This is a genomic window from Nostoc sp. JL33 (assembly GCF_017114985.1).
In the GTDB taxonomy this organism is placed as follows: domain Bacteria; phylum Cyanobacteriota; class Cyanobacteriia; order Cyanobacteriales; family Nostocaceae; genus Nostoc.
On record NZ_JABXKP010000052.1, the window covers coordinates 58,876 to 78,194 of the forward strand.

13 protein-coding genes are annotated in these 19,319 nt (G+C 41.3%); 5 read left to right on the forward strand and 8 right to left on the reverse strand.

From position 1 onward, the window contains the following. Positions 1-21: 21 nt before the first annotated feature. Positions 22-516, forward strand: coding sequence for a DUF3598 family protein (locus HWQ23_RS13980; RefSeq protein WP_292829198.1), 495 nt, complete (start codon positions 22-24; stop codon positions 514-516). An 83-nt stretch (positions 517-599) separates the two neighbouring features. Here HWQ23_RS13980 and HWQ23_RS13985 read toward each other — a convergent pair whose 3' ends face one another. Together HWQ23_RS13985 and HWQ23_RS13990 are read right to left on the reverse strand one after the other, a co-directional pair. Next, positions 600-1,781 (reverse strand): AbrB family transcriptional regulator, encoded by a 1,182-nt coding sequence (locus HWQ23_RS13985; protein WP_292829200.1) that lies wholly within the window; start codon positions 1,779-1,781, stop codon positions 600-602. 182 nt (positions 1,782-1,963) lie between these two features. Then, a complete protein-coding gene (locus tag HWQ23_RS13990; RefSeq protein ID WP_292829202.1) occupies positions 1,964-2,302 on the reverse strand; it encodes a hypothetical protein in 339 nt (112 codons plus the stop codon). A gap of 258 nt (positions 2,303-2,560) precedes the next feature. On the opposite strand from HWQ23_RS13990, the gene HWQ23_RS13995 reads away from it, so the two are divergent. Beyond that, positions 2,561-3,700 carry a heavy metal-binding domain-containing protein gene (locus HWQ23_RS13995; RefSeq protein WP_292829204.1) on the forward strand — a complete coding sequence of 380 codons (1,140 nt, stop codon included), beginning with the start codon at positions 2,561-2,563 and terminating at the stop codon, positions 3,698-3,700. Positions 3,701-3,907: 207 nt separating this feature from the next. Here HWQ23_RS13995 and HWQ23_RS14000 read toward each other — a convergent pair whose 3' ends face one another. The 3 genes from HWQ23_RS14000 to HWQ23_RS14010 all read right to left on the reverse strand — a co-directional run bounded on the left by HWQ23_RS14000 (position 3,908) and on the right by HWQ23_RS14010 (position 6,518). Beyond that, the gene (locus HWQ23_RS14000; RefSeq protein ID WP_292829206.1) at positions 3,908-5,266 is read right to left on the reverse strand and encodes an aromatic ring-hydroxylating dioxygenase subunit alpha; all 1,359 of its coding nucleotides are present in this window, start codon (positions 5,264-5,266) and stop codon (positions 3,908-3,910) included. A gap of 401 nt (positions 5,267-5,667) precedes the next feature. Continuing rightward, complete coding sequence (locus HWQ23_RS14005) at positions 5,668-6,033, reverse strand: Lin0512 family protein (RefSeq protein ID WP_292829356.1); 366 nt, start codon at positions 6,031-6,033, stop codon at positions 5,668-5,670. 116 nt (positions 6,034-6,149) lie between these two features. Continuing rightward, positions 6,150-6,518 carry a Crp/Fnr family transcriptional regulator gene (locus HWQ23_RS14010; protein WP_292829208.1) on the reverse strand — a complete coding sequence of 123 codons (369 nt, stop codon included), beginning with the start codon at positions 6,516-6,518 and terminating at the stop codon, positions 6,150-6,152. Positions 6,519-7,405: 887 nt separating this feature from the next. Here HWQ23_RS14010 and ileS point away from each other — a divergent pair. Both ileS and HWQ23_RS14020 read left to right on the forward strand, forming a co-directional pair. Continuing rightward, on the forward strand, positions 7,406-10,288 hold the full coding sequence (ileS, locus tag HWQ23_RS14015) for an isoleucine--tRNA ligase (protein WP_292829358.1): 2,883 nt from the start codon (positions 7,406-7,408) through the stop codon (positions 10,286-10,288). Positions 10,289-10,599: 311 nt separating this feature from the next. Beyond that, complete coding sequence (locus HWQ23_RS14020) at positions 10,600-11,754, forward strand: histidine decarboxylase (RefSeq protein WP_292829210.1); 1,155 nt, start codon at positions 10,600-10,602, stop codon at positions 11,752-11,754. A gap of 138 nt (positions 11,755-11,892) precedes the next feature. On the opposite strand, the gene HWQ23_RS14025 is transcribed toward HWQ23_RS14020, so the two are convergent. Both HWQ23_RS14025 and HWQ23_RS14030 read right to left on the reverse strand, forming a co-directional pair. Then, positions 11,893-15,276, reverse strand: coding sequence for an EAL domain-containing protein (locus tag HWQ23_RS14025; protein WP_292829212.1), 3,384 nt, complete (start codon positions 15,274-15,276; stop codon positions 11,893-11,895). Positions 15,277-15,942: 666 nt separating this feature from the next. Beyond that, positions 15,943-16,827 (reverse strand): ParA family protein, encoded by an 885-nt coding sequence (locus HWQ23_RS14030; RefSeq protein ID WP_292829214.1) that lies wholly within the window; start codon positions 16,825-16,827, stop codon positions 15,943-15,945. A 352-nt stretch (positions 16,828-17,179) separates the two neighbouring features. Here HWQ23_RS14030 and HWQ23_RS14035 point away from each other — a divergent pair, with 352 nt between their 5' ends. Continuing rightward, positions 17,180-18,355 (forward strand): homospermidine biosynthesis protein, encoded by a 1,176-nt coding sequence (locus HWQ23_RS14035; RefSeq protein WP_292829216.1) that lies wholly within the window; start codon positions 17,180-17,182, stop codon positions 18,353-18,355. A 282-nt stretch (positions 18,356-18,637) separates the two neighbouring features. Here HWQ23_RS14035 and HWQ23_RS14040 read toward each other — a convergent pair whose 3' ends face one another. Further along, entirely contained in the window at positions 18,638-19,090 is a 453-nt protein-coding gene (locus HWQ23_RS14040) for a hypothetical protein (protein ID WP_292829218.1), read from the reverse strand. Positions 19,091-19,319: the final 229 nt, after the last annotated feature.

The window sequence follows — 19,319 nt, forward strand, 5'->3', positions numbered from 1 at the left end:
ATTAGTTTTTATTTAAAATTAATGAGTAACGATCCTGTAATTAACGAAGATATCATCACCTCTGCCATATCTCCCGATTTGGACAAAGTTCCTGAAATTTTTACACGTCATATTGGCACTTGGAAAGGTGAGTATATTAAAACTGATAAACGCGGGCATTTTTCTCGCAGCTTTTTCGGTAGTTTTACCATCTTGATTGAGGGAAGTCAGTACCGACAGGTTAACAATTATGAATACTCAGATGGCTCTCACCTCCAGCTTAATTTTGAAGGACACTTTGAAGATAGGATTCTGAAATTGTTTTCTAGCAATTATTCTGATTTTTCCGCGATCGCTTGGGATGCAGGTCAAGACACCGTTTGCTCTCGGTTAACGAAAACTCAAGATAACGCGCTGATTACATTTATGGAAACAATAACTTTACTCGATGACAATCACCGAGTTCGTAGTACCCAAGCTTTTAAAGATGGCATTTTTGATGGCATCACCTTTATTGAAGAAATTCGTTTTTCCTAAATAGATTAGATAGTCCCAGATTTGAGCAAGGAAGGTTCCAATCGAGCAAAATTGTGCGATTTGACTTTTATTTTGAAGAAGAATTAAATTGGTTCTGAAACTTGCTCATCCAGACGGCGAAACAAATACACCCAAAGCGGTAGAGAACTATTAATCGCAATTAGTCGCACTAAATGACCAGTTGTGACAATTTCAACATTATGATTCAATGCCAGGGAAACCAGGATCATTTCTGCTGATCCTCCTGGTGCTGTGACTAAAAGACAGGTTAACCAGTCCCAAGAGGTTAATTGCATCGCAAGTATAGCAGCGATCGCTCCCGCTATGAGAGTCATCGCTACAGACATCAAAGCATAGCCGATAGTCCGCTTCTTAAAATTGGGTTTGTCTCCCCAATACTCACCAATAGTAATTCCCAGAAGCATTTGACCCAATAAGTTAATTAAAGGCGGCGGGCTAAAGCTAATATCACCCACAAAAGGTAGCCAATGTAGCAAAGGATTAAAGCCGATACCAATCAACAATGCGCCAAAGAAATCGCCAGCCGGAATTTTAAATAATATAGCTGGATAAACTACTAATCCAGTAATTACCAGTACTAACAAGAGTAATTCTAGTTGAGATGGATCGAAATTGAGCCAAGCAGCGTTGATTGGGAGTGTTTGCGGATAGTAATTACCAGTTGATGTTTTAGCAACAAAGGGAATTAGAACAACTACTGAGGTGACGCGAATCGCCTGAACTAAGGCAACCAAGGTGACATTTTTATTGTAATCGGCGGCGATCGCTGCCATAATTCCGACACCACCAGGAACTGTAGCCAGCATTGCTGTCAATAAGTTAGTTTTGCTGAGGCGGGAGTAAATGTAACCGATACAGCTTCCACTCAGCAGCATAAACAAAGTAAGAAAAATAAATATCGGAATACCAGAAGCAACACTAGCTAGATTAGCGTGGCTATTAGAAGCGCCGACAGTTAAGCCTACAAGTGCCATTCCCACTTTTCTAGCAGTGCGGTTAGGTTGTGGGAAATATTCATAAAAAATTCGACATCCTTGAAGAACCACTGTACCAGCAGCAATCCCGCCAAATATCCAGGCAATCCTGCCAATTTGGAACTTTGCCAAGAGTAAACCCAGAGGTAATGCCAGAAGCATTTCCAAGACAAGGACAATTAGTTGTTTTACAAATAGCTGTTTGGTAACAACAGGATTTTCATGAGTGTGTTCTTCCAGGTTGGGAGCAAGACTTACACTTTGATTCATCGATACAAGCTTTTTTATTAATTTAACTTATGTACTCAAGCTCACGCGATCGCCCAAGATAACTAGTTCTAAATTTACCGCGTGTTGTATTCAAACAAAAATGCCTATAGAGAGAGGATAGGGGCACAATGATCGTTGTGCCCCTACAAATAAGTGGTATTTCTTTCAATGGTTCAGCCCGTTTAATCTTCATCAAGGGCTGGGAAGGCTTCCTCAAGCTGCCACAACCTATCTTTATTTTCAACAAACCAAATACGAGTTTCTGGAGTTAATTTACTCCAAATGTCTTCAACAGGGATGTGAGGAGATGCATATTGGTACTGTTGACCAAGTGATTTGAGATTATCCGCCACATCATGGGGAATTCCGAATTGTTCCCAGTCAACTGTGATACTTCTTCCCGAAACTCCGGCTGTGGGGTCAAAAACCAATTGTGCTGATCTGACTAAATCAGCAAAGTGTTTCGGTTTGAGTTTGATGATTTCTTGAATTTGGAGTGATTCGTTATACTCTTGAGACATGATCGCCGCAGTGGTAAAGATTAGTGGTGTATTGAACTTACTGCCAGAGATTTTTATCCCAATATTTTTAGTTTAGCGCAGAGCCGCTAACTTGATCATGATTAAGATTATGGGATAGGGATTAAATGTTGAGAAGAATTCTGATTCTGGCGTTGCATAATTTAAGTATGAATTGGAACGCCGATTTATAACTAATGACTAACTCCTGATTTGGAATGGGATTATCATACACTCATATTTGTTAGTGGAGTGAAAGACATGATTGCAATCAGCGGACTTTCTGGCAATGAAATCTTCTGTCTTCGACAACAGGGTATGTATCCGGGAGATTTAGTCATTGGTAACAGTGTCTTTTCACTGGGAATAATTGGGGGAATTGCATCAGGACTGAAAACAATTGTCGGTGGAGAAGTCAGCGAAGTCACCAGCATCATTCATGAAGGAAGGCAAAAAGCTTATGCCCGGATGTTGGCGGAAGCAGAAAAGCATGGCGGAATTGGGATCACAGGCGTTAATAATGAATTAGTGCAACAAGTTGGTAATGTCGAATTCCTCTCAATTGGCTCTTGTGTTCACCAAGATCAGGAAAAAGCCGAGAAATTAGAATTTTCTACCTCAGCCGACGGACAGGAACTTTACTGCCAAATTGATGCCGGATTTGCACCGAAAAAGTTTGTCTTTGGCAATGTTGCCTACTCCATTGGATTAGGTGGCGGAATACTCGGCTCACTCAAAAGTTTAAAACGGGGAGAAATTAAAGAATTTTCCTCGATCTTCAACCAAACCCGTCACTTAGCCTTAAAGCGAATTCAGTCTGAAGCCCAGAATGCGGGTGCGAATGCTGTGCTTGGAATTCAGACATCGATTATTCCCTTTGCTGCAATGCAAGAGATGGTGATGATCGGTACTGCTTCCTACCATCCTGCTCTGACCTCTGGCTTTAGTCACAGTCCTATTACCAGCGATTTAACAAATCAAGAAATGTGGAACCTGATCAACTTGGGTTATATGCCCTTAAAGTTGGTTTTAGGTGTTTCCGTATATTCTCTTGGTTTTGTTGGTGGAATTACATCAGCATTCAAGTCCTTTGTGCGTGGTGAAATTAATGAATTGACTACATTAATTTATGAAGCACGGGAACAAGCTATTGCCCACATTGCCACAGACGCTCGTAATAGTGGCGCTGACCAAGTAGTTGGGATTAAAACTTATGTTTATCAGTTAGGTAGTGGGATTATCGAGTTTATGGCGATCGGCACTGCGATCAAAAAGCTGCCAGGAGTTAGCACCCACTCGACTAATTTAATACCCCAAGCAATTATTTCAGATCGAGACACCTTTATAAACACCGCCGAAGGTACTACACTGACCAAATTAAATCAAACCTCAAAAACTTAAGTTATGCCATTGGTGAATCATTACTTTCTCTCAACGGTGACACTCCTACACCGATTGCAAGCAATACGGTGTAGGCTTCTAAGTTCTGTTATCGCATGATTCATACTTTGATTCAGCAACGCCCTGATTCTAGTCTCTAGTTCCCAATACTTCTCTACGAGAGGCTGCGCCAACGACAACGCTCAGTACAAGTCCCCAATCCGTATTTTAGTGACGAGTGTAGGAACGCACAAAGTGAGTTTTGAGTGTCTGAGCGATCGCGGACATTACAACTGCTACTAGAGAAAGCGATATTGCTGCTATTTTGATTCTAGAATCATCTGCAAGTATTGCTACAGCAGCTAGAGCGATCGCTACCCCTATAGAGCTTTGTTTGACCGTATTTGTAACTTGATAAGCTCGATTGCAAGAACTACAAAGAAGTGTATGTTGCGTGAATCGGTCTAATGTGATCAACTTTTGAGCAAACTCGCTACTACCGACATTTTTTGAAGTGGAATAACCTTGATAAAACGGCAAAGATGACCCAAATTTATCTAGCCACTTGCGATACTCAACCACCAAAGTATCAGATGTTTTGAGCGGTAAATACACTTCTTTGAGATTTTGTCCCAAACGCTCAATTTGTGCCTTTTGTTCAACGACTAATTGCAAATCACCTTCCAAGATTTTGTTTCGGATCAAGATGTGATCTAACCAGCGAGGCATCAGCTTTATTTTTTTGGGAAAAAAGTTACCATAATTTCTCAGTAGAATCCGACATCTATCCTTACCGAGTGGAATTGAATACAGGACTGTGCCTCCAAACTTACTTTGCTGTTCATTACCAAATCCTTTGTAGAGAATCAAATTAGGAGCAATGAAATCTAATGAAATCCAAGGCCGATTGGGTGTCCGTGTTCCTCGCCACCTTCCCTTAATTCCCTGAATGTTGCTGTCAATGACTTCTATTTCCAGCGCTTGGGCATCTTTTCGACTTCCCAACAGGCCATCATGGCTGATTGGAACGTGAGCCGGATCAATAACGTTTTCAATAAAATAACTTTGGTCGTAAGGTAGGTCACGTACATAATCTAAGCTGAACGATTCCGGCTTTTCCCAATCTGGTAGAGATGGAATTAGCTCATCAATAGCCGTTTCGGCTTCCCCTGCCCACATCCAAATGATACCTTGAAGTTCCAAGACTTTAAAGGATGACACGCAAGCATTTACCGGAATTTTGGCATCGCTGGGTAATTGAGGAATATGCAGACATTCACCATCACTGCCAAACTGCCAACCGTGGTATAAACACTCTATTTTGCCGTCAATAATTTGTCCATCAGAAAGTCTAGCTGCACGGTGAGGACAACGATCTGTTAAACAGATAAACTCTCCATTTTGGTCTTTGAACAAAACCAAGGGTTCATCGTACAAGGAAAAGCTATAAGGGCGGTTAGCAGGCAAGTCTTGCACGAACGCGACGGGATACCAGGATTGTCTCCAGTTAAATTCTTGCTTCTCCTCTGGTGTCTCTAAGGTAGAAGTTGGTGTTGTCGCCTGTAGTGTTTTTATTTCTAATGACATAGTTTTCTCCAGGTTTCTATGATTTTATAGCTTTGGATTAGCAAATGCTTAGTCCCAGAGATATAAGACTCCTGAGAAATAGTTGTCACCTTAAAATTAGAAGCGATCGCTACTAAACTGACGATTTCTCCCAAAACTTACAATTTCTTGCCGTTAAAATGACGATTTTTCCATTAAACTCACAATTTTTACCTTAAAATCACGATTTTTTCCTTAAAGTCGTGATTTTTTCCTTAAAGTCGTGATTTTTTCCTTAAAGTCGTGATTTTTTTCTTAAAGTCGTGATTTTTTCCTTAAAGTCGTGATTTTTTTCTTAAAGTCACCCTATTCTGCAAGACTTGGAAGATAAAAAATATACTTAAAAAGTAGCTGAAAGTTGAAGTTTGCACTAGTGACCTCAGCTAGTCATTTTCGATCAGAACTGTAACAGCAGCGATCGCAATCAACATTTCGTCATTTTTATCGTTGAGTTCGGGAATAGCCCGCCCTTGAACTATCATCCCCCCAGATTCTACGGTGAGGGTTTTCTGACCAAATGGTAGTACAGCTAGTACCTCTTCTTCCCTAACTTGTTCTGGGTATGGTACTGCTACCTGAACTTCTATAATCATTTCATTCGGATGACTCAAGCCAGCAACTTCCCAAACACCAGGTAAAGCATTGTGAGCGATCGCATTGCGTACCGCCCTAGATGCTGCTACTGTAGGTTCTTGTCCATGCTGATCTATTCCCATCCCCATTTCGATAATCAACCGTTTACGCGCCATTACTATCTCCGGTAAATCTTGCATCTTTCACCAAAAAAGGCAGAAGTTAGAGAAGCCACTTGTGAGAAAACTGTGCTACCTATTGCACCCTCCTGCCCTCTATCTTCTGAGGTGCTTTAAACTATATGCTGCAAGCGATTCAGACGCTCTGAGTAACTTTTCATCACCTGTAGAGCAAACATGGGTGTTTCCTGAACGGCAAAGAGGAACCCTTCCTCATCAAGGAAACCTAGCTTGCTATCCACCTTGGCAATAGCTGTGTAAGTTCTATTTTTTACTCCTACAAGTACCCCTGCACCAAAAACTTCGCCCGTTTTAATGGTTTCTACAATCTTGCCATTGACTAATATATCCACCTCTCCTTCGAGAATGCCATATATTTCATCACCAGACTGTCCTTCTTCAAAGATGACTTGGCCTGCTGAAAATACTTTAGGGTCGGGTTGTTTTTGAAAGATACTGACTGTTAACACAGGACTTAGCATTAGAGCAACCCCAAAATTATTTGTTTTTAAACGAAACTTTTTGATAGCTTTAGGCGAACCCAGAAAAGTATACTACTTTCTGTTGATTAACTTTCAACCACCGTAAAATTCCTGATTAGTCCCCTAATCGCCAATAAAGAAACCTCTAAGAAGGTTTTACGTAGTAAAACCGTCCCTCTCCGAGTCGGAGAGGGAGAGACTTGAGTAAAAATTCAGTTTTTTGCTCCCCTCTCCGCTTGCCTAACGGCAGGCTGACGCCAATGGAGAGGGGTTGGGGCACAGGTCAAATAATACTTATCAAACTCACGTTCCGTTAGCAGATTTTGGTTTTCCTGGCATCTTCTATAATTTCCTCGTTCCCATGCGGAGCATGGGAATGGATTCATTGAGGCTCTGACTCAATATAAGCTGTTGCACTTTAGTTTGCATATCTAAATTTAATAAAAGTCTTGTGGGGTGGGCATCTTGCCCGCCCTAATGGGAGCAAGGTTATTTGTGGAACAGCTTATTACTAGAGGCAGAGCCTAGTCTGTAAACTCTGTGCCTGTTTAGAGGGTGAAAATTCATGCAACATATATGTCGTCATTGCGAGCGGAGCGAAGCAATCGCCTGGGATTGCTTCGCTCCGCTCGCAATGACTAGAGGGAGACTTTGCAAGGATACAGAAACAGCATGAACCAAAAATGGGAAAATTTCATCAAAGTCAACAGCCTAGGCAGAGCCTCTAATCAGCCATTCCCATGCAGAGCATGGGAACGAGGGAAGTTCAAGGCAGGGAGAGGTTTATTCAACTCACGTTGTCAAAGTGAATAAAATAGCAAATTTTGGTTTTGATGTCATCTTCTATAATTAATAAAACCTGCACACCTAATTCTAGGCATGAGACTGTGACCGAATCAGGAAGTTACAAAGATACTGTAAACCTACCCAAGACTAAGTTTGAGATGCGGGCAAACGCCATCAAGCGTGAGCCTGAAATCCAAAAATTCTGGGAAGAAAATAAAATTTACGATCGCCTCTCCGAAAATAACCCTGGCGAATTATTTATACTGCACGATGGGCCTCCCTACGCTAATGGCTCACTCCATATTGGTCATGCCTTAAATAAAATTCTCAAAGATATTATTAATCGCTACCAACTGCTACAAGGGCGTAAAGTTCGCTACGTTCCTGGTTGGGATTGTCACGGTTTACCAATTGAGTTAAAAGTTTTGCAGAACATGAAGTCAGCAGAACGGCAAAACTTAACATCTTTACAACTGCGGCAGAAAGCGAAAGAATTTGCCTTAGCTACGGTAAACGACCAGCGCCAAAATTTTCAACGCTACGGTATTTGGGGTGATTGGAACCACCCTTATCTAACTATGAAGCCGGCTTATGAAGCGGCTCAAATTGGCGTGTTTGGTCAGATGTTCTTGAAAGGCTACATCTATCGCGGTTTAAAGCCGGTTCACTGGAGTCCGAGTTCTAAAACTGCTTTGGCTGAAGCTGAGTTGGAATATCCAGAAGGTCACGTTTCCCGCAGTATCTATGCAGCTTTTCCCATCATCGGTTTGCCGTCAGCTGTAAAACCACTGTTGGCGGAATATCAGTCAGATTTAGGTGTGGCTATCTGGACAACCACACCTTGGACAATTCCGGCAAATTTGGCTGTAGCGGTGAATGCAGATTTGAATTATGCAGTAGTGGAAGTTTCTCGCCCAGAAGGGGAGGCGCAGAGTAATTTCAAATACCTAATCGTTGCTGCTGATTTGGTAGAACGTTTATCTTCAACCTTGGGAGTTAAGTTAACTCTCAAAGCCACGTTTAAGGGGAATGATTTAGAACATATTACTTACCGTCATCCTCTATTTGACCGGGAAAGCCCGATTGTTGTGGGCGGTGATTACATTACTACTGAATCGGGTACTGGCTTGGTACACACAGCCCCCGGTCATGGTCAAGAAGATTACATTGTTGGTCAGCGCTACGGTTTACCCATTCTTGCACCAGTGGATGACGATGGCAATTTTACCGAAGAAGCCGGACAATTTGCTGGGTTGAATGTGCTGGGTGATGGGAATCAGGCGGTGATTGATGCACTGGCTGCGGCTGGTTCCTTGCTGAAGGAAGAACCATACCCCCACAAGTATCCTTATGATTGGCGGACGAAGAAGCCGACGATTTTCCGTGCGACTGAACAATGGTTTGCTTCCGTGGAAGGATTTAGAGAAGAAGCACTAAAGGCGATCGCAACGGTAAAATGGATTCCAGCCCAAGGTGAAAATCGCATCACGCCAATGGTGGCGGAACGTTCCGATTGGTGTATCTCCCGTCAACGTGCTTGGGGTGTACCCATTCCCGTTTTCTACGATGAAGCTACGGGAGAACCACTGCTGAATGAGGAAATTATCAACCACGTCCAAGGAATTATCGCAGAAAAAGGTTCTGATGCTTGGTGGGAACTCTCGGTAACTGAGTTATTACCCGAATCCTATCGCCAAAATGGCAAGTCTTACCGCAAAGGTACAGACACAATGGATGTATGGTTTGATTCTGGCTCATCTTGGGCGGCTGTCGTCCAACAGCGTCCAGAGTTACGCTACCCTGCTGATATCTATTTGGAAGGTTCCGACCAACATCGCGGTTGGTTCCAGTCAAGTTTGCTCACCAGTGTAGCAGTGAATGACATTGCACCTTACAAAACTGTGCTAACTCACGGCTTCGCTTTGGATGAACAAGGGCGGAAGATGAGTAAGTCAGAAGGAAATGTGGTTGACCCCAATACAATCATTGAAGGCGGGAAAAATCAAAAAGTAGAACCGCCCTACGGTGCAGATGTATTGAGGTTGTGGGTATCATCGGTAGACTACTCCGGCGATGTCCGCATTGGCAAAAACATCATCAAGCAGATGAACGATGTCAGAGGCAAAATTCGCAATACGGCGCGGTTTTTGTTGGGTAGCTTGGATGATTTTGACCCGGAAAAAGATACAGTCCCCTTCGAGGAATTGCCAGAACTTGACCGTTATATGCTGCACCGCATCACCGAGGTGTTTGAGGAAGTAACCGTTGCCTTTGAGAGTTTTCAATTCTTCCGCTTTTTCCAAACAGTGCAGAATTTCTGCGTGGTGGATTTATCCAATTTTTATTTAGATGTTGCCAAAGATAGGCTGTACATCAGTGCAACCGATGCTTTCCGCCGTCGCAGTTGTCAAACAGTGCTGAAGATAGCAATAGATAATTTAGCACGAGCGATCGCTCCAGTATTATGCCACACCGCAGAGGATATTTGGCAATATCTCCCCTACAAAACACCTTACAAATCAGTATTTGAAGCTGGTTGGGTGCAAGTAGACCAAAAATGGCGTAATCCAGAGTTAGCGGAATTTTGGTCAGCGCTGCGACAACTCCGCACCGATGTTAATAAGGTGTTGGAACAAGCCAGGATAGAAAAACTCATTGGTTCTTCCCTAGAAGCAAAAGCTTTGATTCATATACCTGATAAACAATTAGGCGATGCTATCAAAGCCTTTAACCCTCTTAACGGTAACGGGATTGACGAACTGCGGTATTTATTGCTGACTTCCCAAGTGGAATTATTAGATTCTGCTCAAGGGTTGCAAGGATTAGAATATACAGCGCAGACGCAAGACTGGGGAATTGGGGTAGTAAACGCAGATGGGGAAAAATGCGAGCGCTGTTGGAACTACTCTACTCATGTGGGAGAATCAGCAGAACATCCGCTAATTTGCGAACGATGTGTTGCAGCCTTAGCAGGGAAATTCTAAAAGCAAAAATTCCAGAAACCTCACCCTGTCCTGACGGACATCCCTCTCCGAACTCACGGAGAGGGACAGGTTATGCTACGCAAAACCTTTCTTAAGGTTTTCGAGATCCCGTGAAAAGCTAGATGAAAATTAATCTACTTGTGATCAAAAATCTTCGGTATTTTTACGGAAGTTTACTAGGTATTTTAAGGGGATTATTTCCCAATAAAGCAGCAATCAGGTGTTTTATTAAGAAAATATAAAGGTATTGAATAATACGTAAAATTTAGAATAAAAATTCATTAAATCACATTTTAAGGGATACAGAAATAATGTCCTCAAATAGAGTTGGTAAAGAGTTGGCAGATTTTTTGCTGCAAATAGAAGAGCGATCGCAGTTTCATGCAGGCTATCCATATAATTTAAGTTGTGATTACAGTGCGATCGGAAAATTTTTCAATTTTCTATTAAATAATGCTGGAGATCCATATGTTGAGCCAGATTTTGGTCTCCATTCTCGGAAGTTTGAGCAAGAAGTATTATCTTTTTTTGCTCAACTCTATAAGATTCCAGAAAATCAGTTTTGGGGTTATGTTACTGCTGGCGGAACGGAAGGTAATTTATATGGAATGTTCTTAGCAAGAGAAATCTACCCTAATGGGATTCTTTACTCATCACAAGACTCTCATTATTCAATTGCCAAAGCAGCGAAATTATTCCGCATCCAACATAATGTTGTTAATTCGCAAATTAATGGAGAGATAAATTATGAACATTTTGAACAACTAATTAGCGAAAATCGGAGTTATCCAGCGATCATAAATTTAAATATTGGCACTACTGTCAAAGGTGCGATTGATAACTTAGACCAAGTTCTAGAAATTTTAGAGCGCAATCAGATTAAAGATTACTACATTCATTGTGATGCCGCGCTTTCAGGATTAATATTACCCTTTCTAGATGGCGCTCCACAAGTTAACTTTGAAAAACCCATAGATAGTATAGCTATATCAGCTAAATTCATTGGTTCTCCATTACCTTGCGGTGTAGTTTTAACTAAGAAGAAATGGGTAGAAAAAATTGAAACAGCAATTGAATATATTGGTTCAAAAGATACAACTATTTTGGGTTCTAGAAACGGTCATACCCCTCTGATTCTCTGGTATGCACTGCAAACAAGAGGTGATGATGGATTAGCTACAGAAGCAAAGACCTGTATTCATAATGCCCAATATCTTTTCCAACAACTTAAAATCAGAGAATATCCATGTATGCTCAATAATTTTTCCAATATCGTAGTGTTCCAAAAACCTTCTCAAAGGTTAATTAAAAAGTGGCAATTAGCAATTTTTGAAAATTGGGCACATATTATAGTCATGCAGAATATTGATCGGGAGAAAATCAATACTTTTCTGAATGAGCTTTTGTTAGAAGAAGGGTTACTTAATAATGCAGAGGATTTCCAGCTACAGCCAGTACTACGCTAAGATACAGCAGATTGCGAGTGATATCATGTCCGCATAATCACTGTGGACATGATATAACTCGTGATCTAGATTATCAAGTGAAATTAATCGCCTAATTTTACGAGGTGTTTTTCTAAACAGAATCCGATACCAAGATTTTTATGTCTTTAAAAAGTTTTTACAGTACAAGTTGGCAGCAAGTAGTACTTCTACCTCTGCACTTTCCATAGGTGGCGATAAAAAATACCCTTGTCCATAATCACATTCTAAAGCCTTTAACTGTGCTAATTGCTCTACAGTTTCTATCCCTTCTGCTGTTACAGACATATTCAAATTATGAGCTAATGTCACAATAGCTCGAACAATTTCTAAATTTTCTCCTCGACTACCTATATTGTTGATGAAAGAACGGTCAATCTTAAGGGTTTTGATTGGTAGGCGGTGCAAATAACTAAAAGATGAATAGCCAGTACCAAAATCATCCATGTGCAACTCGACATTCAGCGCTGTTAACTGAGAAAGCACAATGGTAGCTAATTCAAAATTATCCATCAATAAGGTTTCAGTAATCTCCAATTTCAAACTGCATGGCTGGAGTCCAGTTTCCTGCAAAATATGTTTAACCTGTTCAAACACATCGGGTTGCGTCATCTGTTTACCAGAAAAATTCACACTAATTGTCAGAGGTAGTGAGGTAGGAAATTTTTTATGCCATGTGTGCATTTGGTGGCACGCTTCATAAAGCACCCATTGCCCGATAGAAACAATCATTCCAGTTTCCTCTGCTAAGGGAATAAAATCTTGAGGGGAAATAATTCCTCGTTCTGGATGATACCAACGTATCAATGCCTCAAATCCAATAATTTTCCCAGTTGTCAGTGAAATAATTGGCTGGTAATAAAGGCGAAATTCTTCTTGCTTGAGCAGTGCATTCCGCAGAGCAGTTTCTAACTCCAAGAGCAAAGCTGCACCCTCGTGCATCTTTGGGTCAAAGACCTGATAGCGTGCCTTACCAAGTGATTTGGCACAGTACATTGCCACATCGGCATCCCGTAGAATCTGCGCTGCTTGATCATAATCTTTTCTACTTAAAGCGATGCCAATACTAGCATTAGTAAACACCCGATGTTCATTTAATTGAAATGGCAAAGCTAGCACCTTTTTAATTTGCTCGGCTACCTCTATGGCAGTGCTGATACCCTCAATTTCCTCAATTAAAATTGTGAACTCGTCTCCGCCAAAACGGGCAACTATGTCTCCGGTTTGCACAACTAACTTTAGCCGATAAGAAATTTCAATCAAAAGTTGATTTCCTAGTAGATGTCCAAGGCTGTCATTAACAACTTTAAAGCGGTCTAGGTCTAAGAAAAGTACGGCAAATAAATAATTATTTTGCTGTTTAGTACGTTCTATTGCGCCCTGCACCTGCTCCATAAAGAATCGTTGGTTAGGTAATCCAGTTAGCGCATCATGAAGACTATTGTGCAATAATTGCTCTTGTGTTTGTTGACGGTTAATAATGTCTTGTTCAAGTTGTTGATTAACTCTAGTAAGTTCAATAGTGCGTTCTAGCACCATCTGCTCAAGCTGATAACGATACTTGACTAATTTTTCCTCTACTAGCTTACGATTAGTGATGTCACGGACAATAACAACATACTCCGGTAGCGGGGAATTAAATGGTTGTGAAATAGTCGATTCAACAATTCGTAGACCTTGGTTGATTTTTAAGTTTTGCTCACTCCTAATAGACCATTGCTCCGGTTTGCCGCGATAGGATATTAAGAGTTGATTCAAGTTTTGCCCAAGCAAGTGGTGAACATTTATTTGAAATAATTCCTCAGCAGCGGCATTTGTCTGACAAATTGTACCGTTTTCATCTAAGACTAAAACAGTATCTGGAACGGTATCGACAGTAGTGATAAATAGGTTTTTCGCTTGTTTGCGTGCCTCATCAATAGCAACAATTTGTGGTAGAGTTGTCCAGCAAGCGATCGCTACCCCGGCAAAAGAAAGCGTCACTAACAGAATAGCTAGTAAAGAGTTTTCAGGATTATTAGAAAGTTTATCTAAAAAATCGCGGATAACCCAACTGCTTGTGGCAGTAATACAAATTAATGATACTAAGGCAATCACCTGTAGTACCACAAAGTCCGGGTTGTTTCTACTAACCCTACTGTCGTGATGCTGTGTCCACCATTCCGGGTGTAATCGTGCAAATCTTAAGCGGCGTAGTGCTAAATCTCCGATGATCAGAACAATGGGTAATAATAATCCCAGTAATAAATGTTTCCAATTCCAAGCTAAACCTCCCACTATTACAACTACCGCTTCTACAAAGAAAAAACCAAGTGACCACCAAGGCCATAACACTTGCGGTTTGCCACGACACAGCCATAATCCCAGATGTAGTCCCATAATGGATATGAGATAACAAGTGCCTGCTACTGTGACAAGTTGAGGTACATTTCTAAAATTTAGACAAAGCAAACTGATTACAAAGGTAACTAAGATAGCAGGGCCAAGGACACCTTCAGGGGAAACTAATGCAAATATGGGAGAAAGCTGTCTGTCTAAAGCAAGTTGGTATAATATCCGAGGAGAGTTAGAAACTGCCGTAGCAGAACTTAGAAGGCAGGATACACTAATCAGAAGTGTGACTAGAAAGGGGGCATATTTACCCCAAAAAGGCTTAGAAGCTGCTACCAGATTTTGGAACGCGCTCTCATGTATTGTTAGATTTGGAGCCGAACACATTAATACCCAAGAACCACCTAAAAACACTAGAGGAATTAGCCAAGCAGCTATTGTTAAAAACCTTAAAGTTTTATATGGGTGGCGGCTATCAGCAACAAAAGAAGAAGTGGTTTCACAAGCATAAATTGAATAGCTAGCCAGAAAAAACCACTTTGCCCATTCTTCAAAGCTCAGGCTATGTGTGCTAGGTGCGATACATTTCCAACTATCAGGTGAGAAAGCTAACGATATTATGCCTTGAGTACAAAACAAAAATAGTAATAAAATTGCTGGGAATACAAAAAATAAATGCAGAAGTGCTAAAGCACGGGTGCCACTGAACGCCACAATAAAAGGAATAGCTGTAAATACAACTTTTAATAAAGTTTCTGGGCAAGAAATACCTAATGGTTGAAAATTGTCTTTAATTAGGTCTGTGAGAATAATCGCATACAGTGCCGGTGCTGCTGCCCAGCTAAAAAAGTATCCTAAGGCTACGTAACGGCCTAAGCCAGGAAAGTTCTTTAATAGCCTTGTGGTATAATTCGGTGTTCCTCCAGCGACATCTGACCAATGTCTACCTAGACTTTGTACCTGTAAGTTAAGTAAAAAGGAAATGATCGTGCCAAAAAACCAAACTAAGATAGCTTTAGACCCTAATGCTGCATGAATTATGGGGGCAGTACCAATCCATCCAACATGACCCGTTAACCCAAAGCCCCAGGTTTCGAGATAACTTAGAGTTCGTGGTAGGCGCATTAGCAAGTGCTGATTTTTTTGTGCCCGTGCAGAATCGTTACTAACCATTGTTCCTTAGCGAGATTTACTTACCTTCTCACTCAATAACTGAATCTCACTCCTTATAGCTTCCGTATAACTGCTGAACTTATCTAAAGAATAACTTAGTTGTGACTGAATTTTGGTGCAGCCCAGCGTAGGCATCAGAACTTTCCAAGACAGATTTGAGATTTTAGATTAACTCCATGTTTGAAGCCTCTTTCTTGAACAAAGATTTTTAGATTTGGGTTTGAAATTTGTTCCACGTAGCAATATCCACGCGGAGCGAGTATAAATTATCTTTATTCAGACCTTTGTGAAAATCGAAAGGTTGAGATATCCGACCTATTTAATCGAACAGAATTTAGGAGTCAGGAGTCAGAATTCAGGAAAGGTATTCTGTACGACTGGCGGATGAATAATCGGGTTTAAGACCCCCACAAAACAAGAAAATTTAGTGGTGCAACAATTCAGTCGCCGGTCTGAATCCCCGACTGATAGCGTTGGCGCAGCCTCTCGTAGAGAAGCGTTAGCGAGTCCGCGTACTCCTGCGGAGGACAAGCTACGCGTAGCGTCTGTCTGCGACACGCTATTCGCGTTCGTAGAGAGCGTCTTGATTCTGACTCCTGAATTCTGACTTCTGAATTCTTCTTCAATAAGTCGGAAATCGTGTTGTTCATGAATGATGAACTAGGGCTATAGCTTTTGCAACAACTCCTGAGTTAACTGAAAGAACGCTTTTGAACCAGCTGATTGGGGAGCAATTAAAACAGCTGGCATAAAACTATCAACAGCCTTAGCAACATTGACATCAACTGGTATTTGTACTTTACAAATTTTTTCTACACCAAAATCTTCAACAACGCGGTGCATCACTTGTTTATAGTATCTGCCAGTGAGAAGGTTAGCGCTGGACATGCTGAACACAATTCCCAGCATTTTTATATTTATTTTGCTTTCATGTCCGTGACTGTCCTTTAATTGGGCAATGCGTCTTTCCAGCAGTTGAATACCCACTACAGATAAGGGTTCTGGTTTAGCAGGAAGTATGTAGAAATCGCTAGCGGCTAAAGCGCTACGAGTCAATAGATTATAGCCAGGGGCACAATCGAGAAGGATAAAATCATATTCTTGACGTACTGGTTTTAAAATGTTATTAATCAGGACTCTTTCAAAGCGATTCCAAATCATTTCAAAGTCCTGTTCACCCAAAGCAGTTGCTTGTTTATGCAGCATTTCTGACACAATAAATTCATCATATAAGTCGATATCTCCTGGTAATAAATCCAGTCCGGGAAGATTACAAACCTGAGATTGAATGATATCTTGAATTGTCAGTTTTGCTTGTGGATCTGGATTGATAACTTCGTCTATCAGATACCTAAATGTTTTACTTTGTTTACGACGTTTGGCAAAATCTAAAGGCGACATTAAACTAAGTGTGGCACTGATTTGGGTGTCTAAATCAAGGACAAGCACCCGCTTGCCATAATTTTTAGCTAAACAGGTAGCTAAGTTGACGGTGAGGGTGGTTTTACCAACGCCACCTTTCATATTTGCAGTAGCAATTACATATCCCATTGGTTGAGTCCTCTGTTGACGCATTCCCATCTAGGTAGCGTACACCTCTATCGATCTATTAAATCTTTGATTAAATTTAATATTTTCGCAAATTCATTTCAGTGAGATTGCCTAAATTGTAGGCGTTGAGGTAGGTGACACAATTTCATCTCAGCCGTCGTACTGTTTGTTTTTTAATGAAATGGGCTAGTTACAGCTGTTTTCATTTATTTGAACCACACTACTCCCGACTCCCTACTCCCCGTCTCAGTTGTGGCCTATTTACCTGAAAACAACTGTAAATTGCTGTCACTTTGGTTGAAAGCTAGATAACATTAGATTCGGGCGTGTTTACTAGTTCGGGAGTGCCAAAATGTCTAAACAGCTGGGTCAAAAAATCGCACCGACACCGATATCAAATGATATCAATGTGGTGGATTTGATTGATCAATACTTCACCGCCTACAACTCAGCGCGGTTGCGGGAAATCTGCCAACTTCTGAGTCGTGATGTGCTAACCGAAGGTGTCACCGTGGGAGTTAGCCTTTCCGGTGCGATGACACCAGCAGGATTCGGGGTTTCAGCGCTTGCACCCTTAATTCGCAACGGTTTTATTGACTGGATGATTAGCACTGGTGCAAATCTTTACCATGATATGCACTACGGTTTGGGTTTTGAACTCTTTGCTGGTAATCCGTTTTTGGATGATGTGAAACTGCGCCAGGAAGGCACTATTCGCATTTATGACATTATCTTTGGTTACGATGTGCTGCTGGAAACTGATGCGTTCATCCGCAAGATTATTCAAGGCGAAGCTTTTCAGAAGCGGATGGGAACTGCTGAATTTCACCATTTACTGGGTAAGTATGTTCGGGAAGTAGAAAAGCAACTGGGTGTGCAGCATTCCTGCTTGCTTGCGACAGCTTATGAGTATGGCGTGCCAATTTATACGTCTTCTCCAGGAGATAGCTCAATTGGGATGAACGTGGCGGCTTTAGCTTTAGAAGGTTCGCAGTTGGTGTTAGATCCATCAATTGATGTAAATGAGACGGCTGCGATCGCATATAATGCGCGTGAATCAGGAGGTAAAAGTGCGGCTGTAATTCTCGGTGGCGGTAGTCCCAAAAACTTTTTGCTACAAACCCAACCACAACTTCACGAAGTATTAGGACTAGAAGAACGAGGACACGATTATTTTGTGCAGTTTACCGATGCGCGTCCAGATACAGGCGGTTTGTCGGGAGCAACCCCATCGGAAGCCGTCAGTTGGGGTAAAATTGACCCCGAAGAGTTACCTAACACAATTGTTTGTTATACCGATAGCACGATCGCTCTACCATTGGTGACAGCATACGTCTTGAATAAGTGCCAGCCTCGTCCCCTGAAGCGTGTGTACGATAGGCGAGAAGCCATTTTGGACAAACTGCAAAAAGACTATCTAGCAGCCAAAACTCGACCATCGGATCAGGTTCCAGCAGCAGTGGCTGAAAATGCTTCACAGCAAACAGCGACTTATCCCTGTGGTCGGCTGATTCCGAATGCTCACTAAGGGAGTGGTGTAAACTTACAGCTATTTTCAGGTAAATAGACCAGGCGGTAGGGGCACAGCAATGCTGTGCCCCTACGACAGATGTGGTTCAAATACATGAAAACTGCTGTAAGTCAAATCGGCGGTTAGAAAGCGCGTCTACACGAGACTTTACCCACCTCCGTGGGTTTCAAACCCTCAATTTTGTATTAGTCCACGGAGGTGGACTTTGTTTGTGTAGCCGCGAATTCCATTGCCCTAACTCTAGGGACTTCCAAAGAATAAAATGGAACAATATGGCAGCTATTTACAGTGTTGTTCGAGAAGAGATACAGCTAATTCAAAATTATTAGGTTGAGTTTGGACTGCATAAGCTTCTCTTTCTAAATCTTGTCGTTTGACATCGGTATAGCGTCTAAAAAACGGTCGAGCATAATTGCTAGGTTGAATGTCTAAACCTAAAGTTTTTATTTTTCCTTTTCCTGCACATACCTGTGCTGCATGAACAGCTTCATGAATTAAGGTCTGAGTTCCAATATGTAACTCAAAGACTACAGGATTAATCCAGATTTTTTTGTCAGATTCTCTTAATAACCCATAAGCTCCTCGCTTTGGTGGTAGCGCAATTATTACCTGAAATCCTTTCTTTTCTAATTGATTTTTTAAATCTAAAAATCTTGCTTCTGGATTGGGTATTTGAGAAAGCAACAGTAAAGAATTTAATATAAAAATTTTGCTCATTGCCTTTTTTAACAAAAGAGAATTCAGGAGTCAGAAGCCAGAATTCAATATGGCTGAGATATTCATTGGGTGTTTTGATGACAACTGTCCGGTTTAGCTCAACATGCAATGCCTTATAAGTAATCCCGAATCCCCCCTGTCCCAGGACTTTATCAATTACATATTTGCCAGCTTGTAATCTTTCTCCAGCTGTCCAAGGCATGAAAACCTCTAATAATTCCTAATTCGTAATTAAAACACTTTT